This is a genomic window from Yersinia canariae (assembly GCF_009831415.1).
Lineage (GTDB): Bacteria > Pseudomonadota > Gammaproteobacteria > Enterobacterales > Enterobacteriaceae > Yersinia > Yersinia canariae.
Map to the genome: position 1 here is coordinate 413,600 of NZ_CP043727.1, position 16,859 is coordinate 430,458.

The following is a 16,859-nucleotide window of genomic DNA, read 5'->3' on the forward strand; positions in this document are numbered from 1 at the left end:
CAGGTACGGTATGGCGACCATCTCGTTTTTGCCTGACAGGCTCAATGCCGAGCCTATCGTGTTCAAAGGCTTTACTACGCCGGAGCTGTTTATGACAGCGGGGTTGAGCGTACTGGGCGGCCTGGTGGTCGCCATACCCTTTGCGCCGTTCATCGGCTGGCTGGCTTTTCCTACTGTCAGCTTATTGATGCCGCTGTTTACGGTGTTCTTCGGCGGCAAGCTGATGGCCCGCTTCAAGCGCGGTAAACCGGAGAACTATCTGTACCGGCGTGTTGAGCTGTGGCTGAGCCGTCAGCGGATGGGCAATCCCCACTTGATACACCGTAACCAGACCTGGGCATTGCGCCGTTCAACGCCGGTCATTCGCCAGTTCCAGGAGGAATTTGATGAGTAAGTACAGAAGTGCGGTCAATGCGCGTGACCGCCATATTTCAACCCTGCGTGGAGCCTGCGGGGTGTTGATGGTTCTGCTGATGATAGCCCTTGCTGGCTGGATGTTGTCACCGCGCAACCTGACCGTTCATAACCCGCCCGATCTGCGCTCGGGCTCGACCCGCGCCTGGTGGGAGGTTCACCCGTCCACCGTCTACAGCTTTGCCTTTTACATCTTCCAGCAACTTAACTCTTGGCCGAAAGACGGCAATACCGACTACCCGTACCGTATCAGCACTCTCTCTGCCTACCTGACGCCGACCTGTGAAGAGTGGCTGAACAAGGATGCAAAACAGCGTTCGTCCGCCGGGGAGTTACGGGAGCGCGTCCGGGGGATCTCGGAAGTACCGGGACGCGGTTACAAGGATGACAGCGTGACAGTAGTGAGCCGCGATAGCTGGATTGTGCGCCTGGATCTGGTGGCCGATGAGTATTACCACACCGAACCGGTCAAACGCGCACTGGTGCGCTACCCGCTGAAGATTGTGCGCTGGGATCAGAACCCGGAAGCCAATCCGTTTGGTCTGGCACTTGATTGCTACGCCGATATTCCCCAACGCCTGGAAGCGGCCCCGGTCGCGCCGGTTGAGAAGAAAGGACTGTTCTGATGCGTATAAAACATCATTATCTGCCGCTGTGCCTGGCGTTGCTGGGTACGGTAGGCATACTGGGTGCCCCTCTGCCGGTCGAGGCGGTAGAACTGATGAAGTGGGAGCGTATTCCACTGCAGGTGCCACTGACCGTGGGGCAGGAACGCATTGTGTTTGTAAACAAGAATGTGCGTGTGGGTTTCCCTCCCGAGTTGAACGGTAAGCTGCGGGTACAGAGCACCGGCGGTGCCGTGTACCTGCAGGCGAGCAGCGCCTTTGCCACCACTCGACTGCAACTGCAGGACGTGGAAAACGGCGAGCTTATCCTGCTGGATATCACTGCCCTGGAGGGCAAGCAGGTGCGTGAGCCGGTGAGCCTGGTCTATCAGGGTGACGTTTCCAGTGCGACCGGCAGTGATAACACCTCGGTCAGTGCAGAAGAGACGGCCACAACCCAGGGTAAGGGCCAGATCTCTGCCAAAGACAACACCCCGCGTATTACGACGCCCCTGCCGATTGCCCTGACGCGTTATGCGGCACAACGTCTGTATGCCCCCTTGCGTACGATTGAAGCGTTGCCGGGGGTACACGCCATTTCGCACGGTCTGTCATCGAACATCACTTCTCTGCTGCCTTCCGAGCCGGTCACGGTGCGCCCACTGGCGGCCTGGGGTGTTCAGGGGGTCAACGTGGTAGCCCTGAAGCTGACCAATCAGCGGTCGGGGAAAGTGGTACTTGACCCGCGTCGTTTGCAGGGCACCTTCCATTCGGCGACCTTCCAGCATCGCTGGCTGGGTGCTGCCGGTACACCGGAAGACACCACCCTGCTGTACCTGGTGATGCAGGGACGCCCGGACGCGGCATTTCTGCCAGAGCCGGTGGCCCCTGCCGTGAAGGGCAAGGCGCGAACCTCATCAAGAGGGCAGACTCATGCAAATTAAATCCAATACCCTGCTGAAAGTCCTGGTGCCGGTGGTGCTGTTTATTGCCATCGCCATTGGGGTGAAATCCTGTGGTTCAGGTACCCCACCGGTCTCATCGACCGTCAAAACGAATACGGTGGCTGACCTGACCGATGAGGAGCTGCAGATCCTCGGTATCGAGGGGGATACCCCGGAAGATACCCTGCGAACCCTGGTGGCACGTCTGAAGGTTATCCAGGACAAGCAGGCCAGTCTGGAGCGGCAGAATGTCACGCTGTCGGAAGAGAACGCCACCCTCAAAGAAGGCGGAGTGAATGTGGATAACCGCATTCGTGATGCGGTCAATGTGGCGAAGCAGGAAGAGGTGCAGGCCCGGCAGAAACTTCAGGCGGAGCAGCAGCGCCTGGCAACGCTGATTGAAAATCTGAAGGGGATGGGCGGTCAGTCAGGTCAGACGCCGTCTGCCGGTTCATCCGCATCAGGGCAGGGACAGCAGGGTGATTTGCCGATTGGGCTGGGCCTGGAGGGCAGTGACGGGGCAACGGGCACTGTGAGTGGCGGCGTGATGTGGATTGAGCCACAGGACGCCGTGCAGCTTGACCGCAACGGTAAACCGGTCATCGGGGCCGCTGCCGTGGGCACGGCGGCAGGCACCGGCAGTTTCCAGTTCCCGAGTTCCTTTGCCAGCCTGGATGATAACGCTATTTCGCGCCAGAAAGCCGATTTGGACCGGGCGGCGAAAAATCAGCAGGCCATCGAGGAAGCGACACCGGTGTACACACTGCCGGAGAACTCGACGCTGATTGGTAGCCGTGGCATGACAGCGCTGCTGGGCCGGGTGCCGATTGATGGGAAAGTCACCGATCCGTACCCGTTTAAAGTGCTTATCGGCAAAGAGAACCTGACCGCCAACGGTATCGAGCTGCCGGACGTGGAAGGGGCGATTGTCTCCGGCACCGCCACCGGCGATTGGGTATTGTCCTGTGTCCGGGGCGAAGTGCATTCCATTACCTTTGTCTTTACCGATGGCACCGTGCGTACCGTGCCGTCTCCGGCCAAATCCAGCGACGGCAGCAACGGCAAATCGAACGGCGGCAGTATTGGCTGGTTGTCCGATGAGAACGGGGTGCCGTGTCTGTCCGGGGAGCGCAAATCCAACGCCTCGACGTACCTGCCGACTCTGTTCGCGTTGTCGGGGGCCGGTGCAGCGGCGGATGCGATGGCCAACAGCCAGACGACCACCTCAGTGGACGGTACCACGGTGACCAGTACGCTGACCGGCAGTGCCGGGCAGGCGGCGTTGGGTAAAGCGCTGTCGGGTGGCACCAACGAGCTGGCTGATTGGGTGAAAGCGCGTTACGGCCAGATGTTTGACGCCGTGTATGTCCCACCGGGTGCCCAGGTGGCCGTGCATATTACCCGCCAAATCCCGATTGACTATGAAGAACAGGGCCGCAAGGTTCGGTACGATTTTGATATCCGCCAGCAGCATGCGCTGGATTGAGGAGGTTTTGATGAAACAGCACTTTTTACCTTTATTGTGCCTGACCGTGTTGCTGGCTGGCTGCAGTACCACCAAAGATGAAATGCTGCCACCGGGGGATTCTACCATGCTGGAGCTGTGGCAAAACAAAGGCTCGTCGGCACGGACGGCCACCGAGGCCCGCAGCACATTACGCCGGGGATTGACCGATGACGACAGCGCTGCCCGTCAGGCCATCGAGGAGAGCTATACCCGGACGGCGGAAAACGAGATCCAGCAGGTGTTCCCGCGCCTGCCGAACCCCGATATGGTGATTTATATCTACCCGCACATGGCGGGAAATGAGCCCGCGCCGGTGCCGGGCTACAGCTCGGTATTCCCGTTTTACAGCCGGGTACAGTATGCGCTACCGGGTGAACGTACGGAGGCGCTGTAATGTTCTCATTATTTAGCAAGAAGAAAATTGGCAAACAGGCTCCCGCAGCAGCAGAAGACGATGGCCTGGATACGGCGGTCTTGACACGTGAGCCGCAGATGAAAACCGGCAAGCTGACGGTGGCCGAGGAAAAGGCACTTTACCCGAACAACCCGACGTTTGTGGATTACCTGCCGTGGGCCGAGTACCTGCCGCGCAGCCAGTGCCTGTTGCTCGATGACGGGGTATCGGTCGGGGCGGTGTTTGAGATTGTGCCGGTGGGTACCGAAGGGCGGACGCCGGAGCGGCTGGAGGAGATCCGCGATGTGGTGGAAGACGCCCTGCAGGACAGTTTTGAGGAGCGGGATTCGCACCCGTGGGTGGTGCAGTTCTTCTGTCAGGATGAAACCGACGTCACCGAATACCTGGATCAACTGCGTGCTTACGTCAAGCCCTGGGCGCAGGGTACGACGTTTACTGAAGCCTATCTCACCGAGATGGAACGGCATATGCGCGGGATTGCGGTACCCAAGGGGCTGTTTATCGATAAGGCGATCACCGGCGCACCCTGGCGCGGTCAGCAACGCCGTACCCGGATGGTGGTCTATCGCTATGTCAATCCGGCACTGCGTGAGCCCCATGCGCCCGAAGAGGCGTTGAACCAGGTTTGTGAACGTCTCTCGTCAGCGCTGGCCGGTGCCGGTGTTGTGGCGGCCCGTCAGAATGGGGAGCAGATCCATGCCTGGTTGCTGCGCTGGTTTAACCCCGAGCCTGACTGGGTCGATAAAGAGATCTTGTATCGCACGGCTGCGCACCAGGATGATGAGTCGGGTGTGTTACCGGTGGAAAATGATTTCAGTGAGACGGTGCTGTTTTCACCGCCGCGTTCTGACGTGGAGCGCGGCGTGTGGTGGTTTGATGGACTGCCGCACAAGGCGGTCACGGTCGACCGGCTGCGCCGGGCGCCCACCGTGGGGCACCTGACGGGGGAGACGCGAAAAGGGGAAAATATCAATGCGCTGATGGATTTACTGCCGGAAGGGACAGTGGCCTCGCTGACACTGGTGGTGCAGCCCCAGGACGTGCTGGAAGAGCGCTTTAATCACCTGGCGAAGAATGCCATCGGCGAGAATACCGAGTCGGAGCGGGTGCGTGAAGACTCGGAAACCGCCAAGCGTTATCTGGGGGAAAAGCACAAGCTGTACCGGGGCAGCATGACCTTCTATCTGAAGGCCCCGACAGTCAAGGTGCTGAATACCCGCCAGCGTGACTTGACGGCAGTCTTGTTGAACGCCGGACTGCAGCCGGTTAAGCCGGAGTTCGATGTTGCCCCGCTCAACGGCTACCTTCGCGCCTTGCCGATGTGTTTTAACCCGATGCACGACAAAAAACACTGGTATACCCGTTTGACCTTCGTGCAGCACATGGCCAACCTGCTGCCGGTGTTTGGTCGTGACACCGGCACCGGCCATCCTGGCTTCACCTTCTTTAACCGGGGCGGCGCACCGTTGACCTTTGATCCGCTCAACAGTCAGGATCGCGCCAAGAATGCCCATCTGGTGCTGTTTGGTCCCACCGGTTCGGGGAAATCGGCCACATTGAACAGCCTGTTCGCGCAGTTGATGGCTATCCACCGTCCCCGGCTGTTTATTGCCGAAGCCGGTAACTCCTTTGGTCTGTTTGCGGATTACTGCGAAGAGCTGGATCTGACGGTGAACAAGGTCAGCATCAAGCCCGGTTGCGGTATTTCCCTGGCTCCCTTTGCCGATGCCCACCGTCTGATCGAGACGCCAGCCGTGCTGGTGAGTGAGGAGGAACTGAGTGAGCGTATCGAGACCGAGGACAGTGACGAGGAGGATGACGATGAGGAGCGTGACATCCTGGGTGAACTGGAGATTGTTGCTCGGTTGATGATCACCGGCGGCGAGGCCAAGGAAGAGGCCAAGCTGGAGCGGGCCGATCGGGGCATGATGCGTGAGGCCATCCTGGTGGCCGCGCGAGCAGCCTATAACGCGGGGCGGCAGATGGTCACCAGCGACCTGCAGGCGGCGTTATACCAGTTTGCGGCTGATCCGGCGCGTCCTGAAGTTCGCCGAACCCGAGCACAGAACATGGGGGAATCGCTGGGCGTGTTTATGCAGGGGTTCCTGGGCGAGCTGTTTGACCGCCCCGGTGAGAATTGGCCCGAGGCGGATGTGACGTTGATTGACCTGGGAACGTTAGCGCGGGAAGGGTATGAGGCGGCATTGGCGGTGGCCTATACCTCGCTGGTAAACACCATCAACAACATTGCCGAACGCGACCAATTCCTGGACCGGGAAATCGTGTTTGCGACCGATGAAGCACACATGATAACGACCAACCCGCTGTTGGCTCCGTTTGTGGTCAAGATAGTGAAGATGTGGCGTAAGCTGGGGGCCTGGCTGTGGCTGGCAACGCAGAACCTGGAGGATTTCCCGAACACGTCGAAGAAGATGCTCAACATGATTGAATGGTGGCTGTGCCTGGTGATGCCACCGGAAGAGGTGGAGGAGATCGCCCGCTTCAAGAAATTGACGGCGGAGCAGAAAGCCATGTTGCTGTCGGCGACCAAAACCCCCCGTTGTTATACCGAAGGGGTGGTACTGGCGAGCCGCATCGAGGCGCTGTTCCGGGCGGTACCGCCGAGCTTATATCTGGCATTGGGCATGACCGAGAAAGAGGAGAAGGCGGCGCGACGGGCGATTATGCAGGCGCAGGGGGTGTCAGAGTTGGCGGCAGCAAAACAGATTGCACATCAACTGGATGTGGCTCGCGGTATCGCTAAGGCGGCGGCATGATGCAGTTGAAGAAGGCCATGTTGGAGATTGTGGCCGGTGACGGTAGTGAAGATAGCGTGCTGTTTGAGGCCCCGCCACAGGGTAATCCGCGTATCAGTGAGGTAAATGCCGGGCAGTTGGCAGAATTGTGTGAGCAGATTCGGGCACGTACCCGGTCTGTGGTCTCGATCACCTGTTCGCCGCACCGGGTGGGGCATCACAGTTGCGTCGCGGTGAAGCTCGCCGGTGCCGATGGCAGTGCCAATCTGCTGTTGACGATCACCGGCACGTTACACTGGCCGACCGCACAGGATTATGCCCAGGCTCCGCGCTGGTATATCAACCTGCCGGATGCGGTCGATGCAGTGTATCTGGTGACGCAGTTGGAAGAGCGCCTGGGTATTCAATCACAGTAACCTTTCTTGCAAGCCGGTCAAATGACCGGCTATCTGTACTATCTTGTACCTAATCTTACACAACTCTTGGACCAATCAGGTTTGACAGGCAGCTCAGTGCGTGAAGAGGACGTTGATTATATCAGTCCGTGTCAATCGACCGGAAGCTGGTCAAAGGAATGCAGCAGCGAAAGAAACGGCAAGGGTAAAAGCGGCAAGTAGGTGCGGCCCAAACGCACAGCAGAGTGGCGCGCCTTGATGACGCGTAGCCACGGGTTAAAGTCACGGACAAGGTGATGGCGTCAGGAAAGACTGCTGGACATGTCAACGGTCGTCCCTGTGTGCTGAGCTTCATGGCAGGCGCAAGCACGCAGACCCGGCTCTGGAAGCCAGTCGGTAGGTGTCAGGGATGCAGAAGTATGGCCATAGCCAAACCTGTTAGGGATGAGCAGACAGCGAACCTGGAGCAGCGCGATCTGCAAAGCGGAGACGCAATGATTTATTTCGTCTATTATCCATTTGTATAAATAACTGCTTTCGGCCAAAAGCGGTTAACTTGTGTTTACGACTATGGGGTGATTCAATCGAAATATTGCTTTTACCTTGGACTATTGAGAGCAGCATAAAGTGACAATAAATATTGCATATGACCTGCCAATAACTGCAATAGGAATAGCGCTGTAGTATTAGCAGGCTTCGCATGTATTGTCTTGATTGGCTGAGCTGATGTCCAATTTCTGCAAATCTTCTCGCAATGCAAGGATGTCATGATGAGTATTACTAGCCTATCCGATGCAGGTGGGCCTGCGGCAAGGCAAGGCTTCAAGTATCAAGATCACGTAGCTGTCAGTTTCATCTTCAAGATGCTCCGGGACAGCAACTACTCCCAAGTGGAATGCGAGACAGCGGATGACATCGTGGCGGTATTCCAATGCGCGGGCCAGATACTAAATGAATACATTCAGGTCAAAACAACCGAAAGTGATGGCAAATGGAACTTGAAAGAGATAACAGCGTTAGACGGCACCAAGGCTAATTCTTCGCTGCTACATAAATCGCTGAAATGCGACGTACGCCCAGGTATTGCCCGCTTCCGAATCGTGACCAAGCGCGACGTCGCAAAAATTCTTGAAGGATTCAAGAAAGAGATAGATAAGCGGGTGCTGCCTGACATAACCACGACCCGAGGTGTGGCACTGCGCAAGAAGTTTAAAACGGTTGTATCACCTCAAAAACGGGACTTCTTGTACTGGGCGGAAAACTTTGTCTGGCAGGTATACGGTGATGTCGAGGCGCTGGAGGCCGTCAATATAAAGGCTTTGTCCCAGCTTGCGGAGGGGCTTGGAAATCGCCCCAACTTCACGCAACTAAAGGCAATTTACGAAGAATTTTTAGAGATTGCTGACAAAGCGGCCACAGCTAGCGTGAAGACAGCCGCAGCATCTAAGATCATCCTTCGAGCTCCGACGCTGGCTTACCTCAGGAAATTATTAGACGAGGCTGATGACAAGTCAACGGCCACATCCAAACCATATAAAAAGCGTCCGGATCCGTTCTTGGTCGAGTTTCACGCCAACACAAAAGAGGGCTTGTTGCACTCATTTTCTGGTTTTGACGTGCGCTATGCGCTTAAGAAATGGCGGCATGAAAATTACGCAAAGCATCTCATCGAATGGCTACCCGAGTTTTCCCTAAAGGCCAGTGAAATCGTAAACATCCTTGCGCATAACGCCGAAACGATACTGGCTAGGTCAATCAGTACCTTCAGCGACAGTGAGCTTTCGCGCGACAGGCTCATTGCAGAATTAATTCTCCATTCCATCCTGCGCAGCCGCCAAAACAGCGAGCCCGTTGCGTGTAAAGTCTTCTACAAATCTGCTGGCAAGCTTTCAGAATTTGGCAATGCTCACATCGTTCAGATGCCTGATCAGGATGACCAGTTGTGGCTAGGTCTTGCCCGCTTGAGCAAAGCAAATGACATGGATACAACGCTAGAGCAAATTCGAGAAATTCTTGACGAAACTATCTCAGAAACCGTGCTGTCGGCAGAGCGCGAAATCATTATTTCTCTACGCGAACCTTTACATCACCAGCCAAAAGCAGATTCCTTCAATCAAGCTCTGCATCGGAATTCTCCTGTCGATGACATGCTGAATATTCTCTGCTTCCCCATCTTGTTGACCTACGACAGTGCAGCTCTTTCGTCAGGCTGGCTCGCTGATTACGTAGACAACCTCAAGATAGAGATCGAAACCCACTTCAGCACGTTCACCTCGGAACTGCCGGAGAACATCAAACAAGTGAAGGTGCTCATCTTCTTGGTGCCTATGGAAAGCATTGAACATCTGACCAAGGCTTTCAACGCTCGCTGCGAAAAGCTGGAAGAATTGCAGGCATAACTGATACATGCTCTCCGGATAACGGAGCAGAAGGTATACGAAGATGAAGATATCCCGGGCAGATCACTCAGCCGCAGATGTCTCAAGGAACGAAGCGGCTATGAACTACGAAAAAATCAAGAACATCTTGGCGAAACTCGGTGAAGAGAACGCAACGACGGTCGATGTGCTGCTCGCCATCAACACCATCGTCAACAGAAGCAATTCCGAGTGGGAGGGCCGCGATTTGGTGATCCGAGCACTCGACAAATTTAAGCTTTTTGACTCTGTCGAACAGTCGCTCCTGCTAAACATGGTACGAGCTGTCGGACTATTCCCCTATATCACTCCTCACCTCAGCAGCATGGCGATTTCTGACCGCTTAGCTTACGAAGCTCACAGGGTCGAGGGAGTAGAACAAGGCATGGTGTTTCATCATCTGCAGGCCCATGTTTTCAGCTTGATCATGCAAGGCCGAAACGTAGTACTCAGTGCTTCTACAAGCGTCGGAAAAAGTCTAGTCATTGACGCTGTACTGGCACAGCGACGGTTCAAAAAGGTGGTGGTGATCGTTCCGACCATTGCGCTGATCGACGAAACCCGCCGTCGCCTGGTCAAACGTTTTAAGGACTTCAACCTGATCACGCATCCGAGCCAAGAATCCGTGATCGAGACAACCAACGTCTACCTGCTCACCCAAGAGCGTGTCATCCAGCGTCCTGATCTTGCTGATGTGGAGTTCTTTGTCTTGGACGAGTTCTACAAAATCGACTTGGGGAACTCCACAGACGAAAGCACACGCGCTGTTGACCTGAGCTTGGCCTTTCACAAGCTCGCAAAGACAGGTGCTCAGTTCTACATGCTCGGGCCTCACATTCAGAAGATCTCTGGTTTGGATGACTATGAGTACCACTTCATCCCATCCGACTACAGCACGGTCGCGGTCGACATCCAGAATTTCAATCTGGAGATGCGATCCGAAGAGCGAAAGGAAAAATTGCTAGAGTTGGTCACAACTCTAGACTCGCCTACCTTAATCTACTGTCAGGCCCCCCCTAGTGCGAACAGGGTCGCCGAGTATTTGATTCAGGAAGCTGGGCTGACGCCAGTACCAGAGACGCAGGAAATAGCCGAGTGGATCTCTAAACACTACCACCCTGAATGGAACGTTGCCAAGGCAATATCTCTGGGTATCGGGATTCACCATGGAGGAGTGCCACGTGCATTGCAGCAGTACATCGTCAAGTTGTTCAACGATGGCATCATCAAGAGAATTATCTGTACATCTACGATGATCGAAGGCGTCAACACATCGGCAGAGAACGTGATCATTTATGACCGGCGCCTGAAGAATTCAACATTCGACTACTTCACCTACAAGAATATTTCCGGTCGCGCAGGCCGTATGAATAAGTACTTCATTGGAAAAGTCTTCATGCTCGAAGCGCCTCCCCTTGAGCAGGGCCTCACAGTCGAATACCCCATCGGTCATCAGGATGAAAACTCCCCGATGGGACTCCTCATGCAACTGGAGAACGAATACCTTACTGATATTTCACGTGGTCGGCTCCAAGATGCATACGCCAACCCGGTACTGTCGCCGACAACCCTGATAGAGAACCGGCACGTCCCGATTGAGCGGCAAGTCGAGGTAGCAGAAACGATCATTCGTGACCTACTGCCCAGCAGCAAACTTCTGGACTGGAAAGGTATTCCTGAGCCGAACCAGCTCAATTACCTATGTGAACTGGTTTACAGTCTGGAGGGCGGTAACCTGATGGACTATGGGATATCGTCCAGCTTGCAATTGGTGTGGCACATCAATGAGCTCCGAACTCAGAAAAACCTGCCAGCTTACCTAAGAGACGCGGTGGAGAATCGACGGCAGGAACATACGCCCAGCGAAGCGATCAACCTACGCCTGAAATTCATCAGAAATATGGTGTGTTTCCGATTGCCTCGGGACATCATGGCCGTGAATAACATTCAGGCCGACGTGCTGGCGAAAAAAGGGATCGAGCCGGGAGATTTCAGCTTCTTTGCTGAGCAGCTTGAAAATATGTTCCTCGACCCGCTGCTCACCGCGTTGGATGAATACGGAATTCCCACTCAGATCTCGGCCCAGCTCAAGAACCTCATCTTGCCATCGGAACATCTGAACGACCTGCTGGAGAAACTTCGGACCTTGGCTCCCAGAATAGAGCACCTTCAACTGACTGGCTTTGAGAAAAGCTTAATGTGTTGGGCTGTGTCCGAAATGTAGCTTTCTTGGCTGTGTGCAGCACCCTAAATAGCTATATAGACGGTACGTCAGTGTAGTGGCTCACAAAATCAGGACACCTTCGTAGCCTTTTTCCACTGCTCTTCGTATTCACAGGGCGGTAACCCACCATTGTGCCGATGGGGGCGAATAACCTTGTATCCATTCACTGATATCTCGTACCGCATGATGGATATCCACATAACCCCCTACAGGGAGCCATTCACTTTTCAAGCTTCGTAACCAGCAAGTGCATACCCTGAATCACTTTAAAGTGTAACTCTCAGGGTTCGAATGACTATATTTGGCACTTAGCCGACGATCAGATTTAGTAGCACCTACTACCAGCATCACTATCTTGATAAATCATCAATAGCGCTCACGGTGGTTACTCCCCTAATTTCCCCCAACGCATTTAGAGTTGTTTGCTGTTTTTGTCATCAATGCACGTCACCCTGCGGTTTTGTCCCACAGGAGTGAGATGTGATGAAGAAACGTAACGTTGTGTTCCTGCTGGCTATCGGGTGCGCTCCCGTATCGGCACAGGCGGCAACCGTGGTGTATACCGACAGTCAGCATCCCCCGACTGGATTACGTGCCGGGCATCAGGTGGTTTACCTGGATGCACCGGAGGTCGTCCAGCGTGAAGTGTTTGGTGCCCTGTCTGCTGACCCTCGCAAGGCAGAGCAGCAGGCCAAAGCGGTGCTGCAGTCCCCTGACTGGCAACAGAAAGAGCAACAGATAGTGCAGGCTTACCAGGGGGTTATCCAGGCCTACGATATCGGGTTGAAGAAATACCCTGCCGTGGTATTTGACGACCGGTATGTGGTGTACGGCACGGCTGACGTTGCCCTGGCCGAAGCAAAGTTGGCTGAGCATAAGGGGGCACAATGAACCTTATCCCCTTGCGCCGTCATAAGTTGGCGACGGCGTTGTTGCTGTACTGCGCGGTACAACCGTTCACGGCCAGTGCGATCAACTCGGTACAAATCATTGCCAGTGCGATTTCCCCGACGTGCCTGGAGTACCGGATCTCCGGGGTGTGTTACTGGCTGTTCTGTACAGCCTGGGGATGTACGGTACGGACGTCTGTCAAGGTGAAGCACTACATCCCCAATGCCGTGGTGTCCAGCTATGCCCAGACCGGAGATAACCCATGGTCAGAAGTAGCGATTCTGGGGACGGGCATTCCTGGCGTGGCAGAAGGCGGTGGCAATAATGAGCAGAAGCGCGGGCTGCGCAAAGACAACTTGCGTTTCAAGAACGCTGATGCGATTGGCCACCCTGCATTAGCGGCCCCTTTATTTAACAATTTCATGGGGTCGATGGGCTACACCTGCGCCAGTTCTGCCTCGGCGTTTGTGCCGTACTTCCTCAGTACCCTGGACGCGCTGGTCTGGCGTACCGGCATCCCGGAAACCCTCTATCCCGAAGCATTGACACTAGGAATGCGTGAAGTGGGCTCAACAGGGGATATGTGGGGCAATGTGTTCCCGCGTGGTGGGTTTGTCATCCAGGTGGATGACTACAAAGCGGCTGCAGTTGTGGCTCAGCGTACTGCCGATATCATCACGCGTACCGGCCAGGTGCATCTCTATAACCCGATGACCGCCAGTCGCAGTGACGGATATTGGCCGCCCGACCCGGTGACGGAGAATACCGGCACCAAAAATCACAAATGGCAGCAATTGGCTCCCTCGGTTTCCTCTTCCTGTGCCGTGTTCCCGGACAGCAGCAACCCCATCGCGACAGATGGCGCTTATGCCTGGGCGCTCTGGCAACCCTATTCCTGCTGCCAACGGCGCGGCCAAACGTTCCTCTACAGCACTGATTTTTAACTCAAGGGAGTGTACACCATGACATTCAACGCATTTTTAAAGGCAGGGGCGCTGGCGGGTGCCGTTCTGTTGGTTCTGAATCAACCGGCATTTGCGGTATTCGACATCACGGGCGAAGAGGCTAACACCGGTTATGGCAAGGGAATGAAAGGGGCTGTAAACGACAACCTGTTTTATTCAATCGGTGGGGGAACAGTGATATCTCAACCCCCCAGTAGCAACAATATGGAGAAAATGGGGCTCGGTATCAGTTGGAACAATGATCTGATGTGCGGCAACTTCGATTTGAGTACCACGGTCAAGAACCAGCTCAACGGGGCGACGGACGGCTTCAAAAATATGATGGGGGATGTGATTAACGGTGCAACCGGCGCGGTTGCCAGCCTTCCGGCGATGATAATCCAGCGGGCGAACCCTGGATTATACGAACTGCTGACCAATGGGGTCCTGCAGGCCAATGTGGCGTTCGACAAGGCTCAGCTCAACTGCCAGACGATGTCGAAGAAAATGGGAGATTACGTTTCGTCTAACAAGTGGACACAGGCTGCGATAAGTGAAGAGTACCAAAATATAGTTTCCAGCACGTCTGATGCGGTACAGGCCAGCAATCAACAACAGAAATCGACAGGAAAAGAAGGTGTTAAGTGGGTAGGTGGTCAGAAAAGGGGAGGGAGCGGGCAGGCAGCGATCAAACCGACTCATGACTTGGTGAAAGCAGGTTACAACATCCTGAATAAACAGTCTGCAACCAGTGATGCGGCGGTAAGTTCTTCTGCGTGTAATGGTTCATTGTGTCAAAAATACAAGACCAGTACGGAAGCGGCAGAAGCCGTTGTCAAGGTTCTCGGTGATCGTGCTATTCGTACCTGCGCCAAGGGAACGGACTGTGGGAGCGGTGGGGTGGAAAATGAGCCTGGCACCTCTACACCAGGCGAAGGTTTTTCTCCCATGTTAGATACGTCTACCCAGGAGAATCTGGAGATCCTGGTCAAACTGGTGAACGGTAACCTGGCTCCTAATGCCACCAACCTTGGCACGCTGAAAACCGGTGATCTGGCCGTAACGCGCGGGGTTATCCAGGCGCTGAAGGATGACCCGGACAATGGCGCTCTGGTACAGCGTCTGGCCGGTGAACTGGCGATGGCAGACACCATCACGACGGCATTGGCGATGCGCCGTATGTTGGTTGTCGGGCAATCAGAACCTAACGCGGCAGAACAACCGCTTGCGATGGAGGACTCTGATCGCCGTCTAGAGTTTTTAGACCGGGAGATCCAGGCATTGAAAAATGAGATGGAGATACGTAAGTCCATCAGCAACAACTCCATTCTGGTGGCGATCACTCGTCAGGAAGCGCGTGAGGTCGATAACAGCCTGCGTCAGAACAACCAGCAAAATGACAGTGCTGTCCAGGGACTCAGCAAGTCCACGGAGGAATAATCATGACGACCATAAGAGTCTCGAAGGACGAAAGCCAACCAGAGAAAAAGATGCCGCGCCGGTGGCGTAAAGTTGCAGGTTTTATTTTCGGTATGGTAGGGATTTTGCTACTGGGGGGATGTGCGACGGCATTGGGATTGTATCTGGCCGGGCATGAAACCGCACTAACGGTCTGGCTGCAACAGGCGCGAGTTCCGCTGTTTATCTGGCGGTTAACGTTGTACGGCATTGTGGCCGCAATGTGGTTTCACCGTGTCCGGGCGACGTTGTTGCGTCAGGCTCCTTCACCGGGTGCGGTCTACCGACTCGAAGTGATGATAGTGTGCCTGGCCTTGCTGATTGAATTCACCAGTTACCGTTGGGGGATGTGATGACGACGGACAGTTATCTGGAGTTTTTCCTGGTGTTCCTGGGCTGGCTGATTAATAACGCCCTGTGGACCATCATTACCACTACGGGATTGTTCGCGTTGCCATTGGTCCTGAAGGTCGCCGGAGTCTGGCTGAAGGTGCGTACCGAAGGGGATGACGAGGGAAACAAGGGGGTACTGGCACTCCCTCGCATCGAGCAGGTGTTGTACGTTGCATTCGTGGTGATCCTGTTCTGTGCGATGCCGTTCAAAGAGGTTGATCTGACAGTCATGAAGTTTGACCAAACCCGTTCCAGGCAATGCGGCACCAACGTGCCCAAGCCGGATGAGTCAGGCTATGGCGGGTTGCTGACTGACTTCAACGGCCAGGTTGCCAAGGTACCGATGTGGTGGTATCTGGTTCACAACCTGTCAAAAGGGGTGACGCATGCGGCCATTGCGTCCATCCCTTGTGGTATGGAACTGCGCCAGTTGCGCTTTGAGGTGCAACATACCCAACTTATTGATCCGGTGACCCGACAGGAGGTACAGGAATTCGCCAACCAGTGCTATTCCAAGGCCTATTTCAAACTGAAATCCACCAATAGCCAACTTACTGATGCCACCATTAATTCGGTGGGCTGGATAGGCTCAAGCTATTTCCTGAATACGGGCGGATATTATGACTACTACACGTCTACCTCACCCCGTTCGCAGTGGCCGTACAGCGACAGTCGGGATAGCGGTTATCCCGATGTGGGACGGGGCGGGTATCCAACGTGCAAAGAGTGGTGGAGTGCATCCGGTACAGGGCTGAAAAGTCGGTTGGCGGGAGCCTATAACACGAAAGTTGCCAACAGAATGAAGCTCGTTGACAGTGAGAACTGGGAGGAAAACCTGTTGCGTTGGCTGGTCAGCCCGCAAAATACCCTGATGTCCGGGGGGCATGAAACCTATATGGCAGGAAGCCAGCGGGGAACCGGGATAGCACTTGATAGCAGCTTTAAGCAGATGGTCAGTGGCCTGGGCGCATTCTCGGCACAAGCAACACAGTTACCGGCGTTTGACGCCTTACGCCAGGCGTTGCCTATGGTGCATGGCATCCTGATGATGGCAATGGTCATTTGCATCCCTCTGGTGATGCTGTTCGGTGCCTATGACCCCAAAGTGGTGGTCACGCTGACGTTTGTCATGTTTGCGATGACTTTCGTTACGTTCTGGTGGGAACTGGGTAGTTGGCTTGACGATCGGCTCATTGAAATCGTCTACACCGGTGCTCGCGGGTATTACAACTGGTTCAGTAGCGTTGGGGCTGAAGGCTGGATCATGAATCTGGTTCTAGGGGCGATGTTTGTGGTACTGCCTGCATTTTGGTTTGGGGCTATAAGCTGGAGTGGCGTACACATTGGAGGGGCGATATCTCAAGCAGTTACGAATGCTTCAGACGGTAGTCGTGCTGCAGGTGCTCAAGGAGGTAAAATCGCTACAGAAGTAGCTAAAACTGTTGCAACCAAAGGTATGGGCAAGAAATAGGGCAAAAGATGGGTGGTAATAGAGG

The 16,859-nt window shown here is 54.9% G+C and carries 14 protein-coding genes; all 14 read left to right on the forward strand.

The genetic code is table 11. The features are described from left to right. Positions 1-10: 10 nt before the first annotated feature. The 14 genes from F0T03_RS01955 (at position 11) to F0T03_RS02020 (ending at position 16,834) form a co-directional block, all read left to right on the forward strand. The gene (locus F0T03_RS01955; protein WP_050073160.1) at positions 11-394 is read left to right on the forward strand and encodes a TIGR03750 family conjugal transfer protein; all 384 of its coding nucleotides are present in this window, start codon (positions 11-13) and stop codon (positions 392-394) included. Then, on the forward strand, positions 387-1,040 hold the full coding sequence (locus tag F0T03_RS01960) for a PFL_4703 family integrating conjugative element protein (RefSeq protein ID WP_050073159.1): 654 nt from the start codon (positions 387-389) through the stop codon (positions 1,038-1,040). Before F0T03_RS01955 ends, F0T03_RS01960 begins: the two co-directional genes overlap by 8 nt. Next, on the forward strand, positions 1,040-1,963 hold the full coding sequence (locus F0T03_RS01965) for a TIGR03749 family integrating conjugative element protein (RefSeq protein WP_050073158.1): 924 nt from the start codon (positions 1,040-1,042) through the stop codon (positions 1,961-1,963). The genes F0T03_RS01960 and F0T03_RS01965 overlap by 1 nt, the downstream gene beginning before the upstream one ends. Continuing rightward, entirely contained in the window at positions 1,953-3,449 is a 1,497-nt protein-coding gene (locus F0T03_RS01970) for a TIGR03752 family integrating conjugative element protein (protein ID WP_050073157.1), read from the forward strand. The genes F0T03_RS01965 and F0T03_RS01970 overlap by 11 nt, the downstream gene beginning before the upstream one ends. 10 nt (positions 3,450-3,459) lie before the next feature. Next, positions 3,460-3,864: a TIGR03751 family conjugal transfer lipoprotein gene (locus F0T03_RS01975; RefSeq protein ID WP_050073156.1), complete on the forward strand. Its 405-nt coding sequence runs from the start codon at positions 3,460-3,462 to the stop codon at positions 3,862-3,864. After that, positions 3,864-6,662: a conjugative transfer ATPase gene (locus F0T03_RS01980; RefSeq protein WP_115058001.1), complete on the forward strand. Its 2,799-nt coding sequence runs from the start codon at positions 3,864-3,866 to the stop codon at positions 6,660-6,662. The genes F0T03_RS01975 and F0T03_RS01980 overlap by 1 nt, the downstream gene beginning before the upstream one ends. Then, positions 6,659-7,057 (forward strand): hypothetical protein, encoded by a 399-nt coding sequence (locus F0T03_RS01985; RefSeq protein WP_050073154.1) that lies wholly within the window; start codon positions 6,659-6,661, stop codon positions 7,055-7,057. Before F0T03_RS01980 ends, F0T03_RS01985 begins: the two co-directional genes overlap by 4 nt. A 746-nt stretch (positions 7,058-7,803) precedes the next feature. Next, positions 7,804-9,435, forward strand: a complete 1,632-nt coding sequence (locus F0T03_RS01990) for a HamA C-terminal domain-containing protein (RefSeq protein WP_230678717.1) — start codon at positions 7,804-7,806, stop codon at positions 9,433-9,435. Positions 9,436-9,535: 100 nt separating this feature from the next. After that, positions 9,536-11,677: a DEAD/DEAH box helicase gene (locus F0T03_RS01995; RefSeq protein WP_050073240.1), complete on the forward strand. Its 2,142-nt coding sequence runs from the start codon at positions 9,536-9,538 to the stop codon at positions 11,675-11,677. A 483-nt stretch (positions 11,678-12,160) separates the two neighbouring features. Beyond that, on the forward strand, positions 12,161-12,568 hold the full coding sequence (locus F0T03_RS02000; protein WP_050073149.1) for a TIGR03757 family integrating conjugative element protein: 408 nt from the start codon (positions 12,161-12,163) through the stop codon (positions 12,566-12,568). Continuing rightward, complete coding sequence (locus F0T03_RS02005) at positions 12,565-13,512, forward strand: TIGR03756 family integrating conjugative element protein (protein ID WP_050073148.1); 948 nt, start codon at positions 12,565-12,567, stop codon at positions 13,510-13,512. Before F0T03_RS02000 ends, F0T03_RS02005 begins: the two co-directional genes overlap by 4 nt. 18 nt (positions 13,513-13,530) lie before the next feature. Further along, a complete protein-coding gene (locus F0T03_RS02010; protein WP_050073147.1) occupies positions 13,531-14,952 on the forward strand; it encodes an integrating conjugative element protein in 1,422 nt (473 codons plus the stop codon). Positions 14,953-14,954: 2 nt separating this feature from the next. Continuing rightward, positions 14,955-15,323 carry a hypothetical protein gene (locus tag F0T03_RS02015; protein WP_230678716.1) on the forward strand — a complete coding sequence of 123 codons (369 nt, stop codon included), beginning with the start codon at positions 14,955-14,957 and terminating at the stop codon, positions 15,321-15,323. After that, positions 15,323-16,834 carry a conjugal transfer protein TraG N-terminal domain-containing protein gene (locus tag F0T03_RS02020; protein WP_050073145.1) on the forward strand — a complete coding sequence of 504 codons (1,512 nt, stop codon included), beginning with the start codon at positions 15,323-15,325 and terminating at the stop codon, positions 16,832-16,834. Before F0T03_RS02015 ends, F0T03_RS02020 begins: the two co-directional genes overlap by 1 nt. The last annotated feature ends 25 nt before the right edge of the window (positions 16,835-16,859 follow it).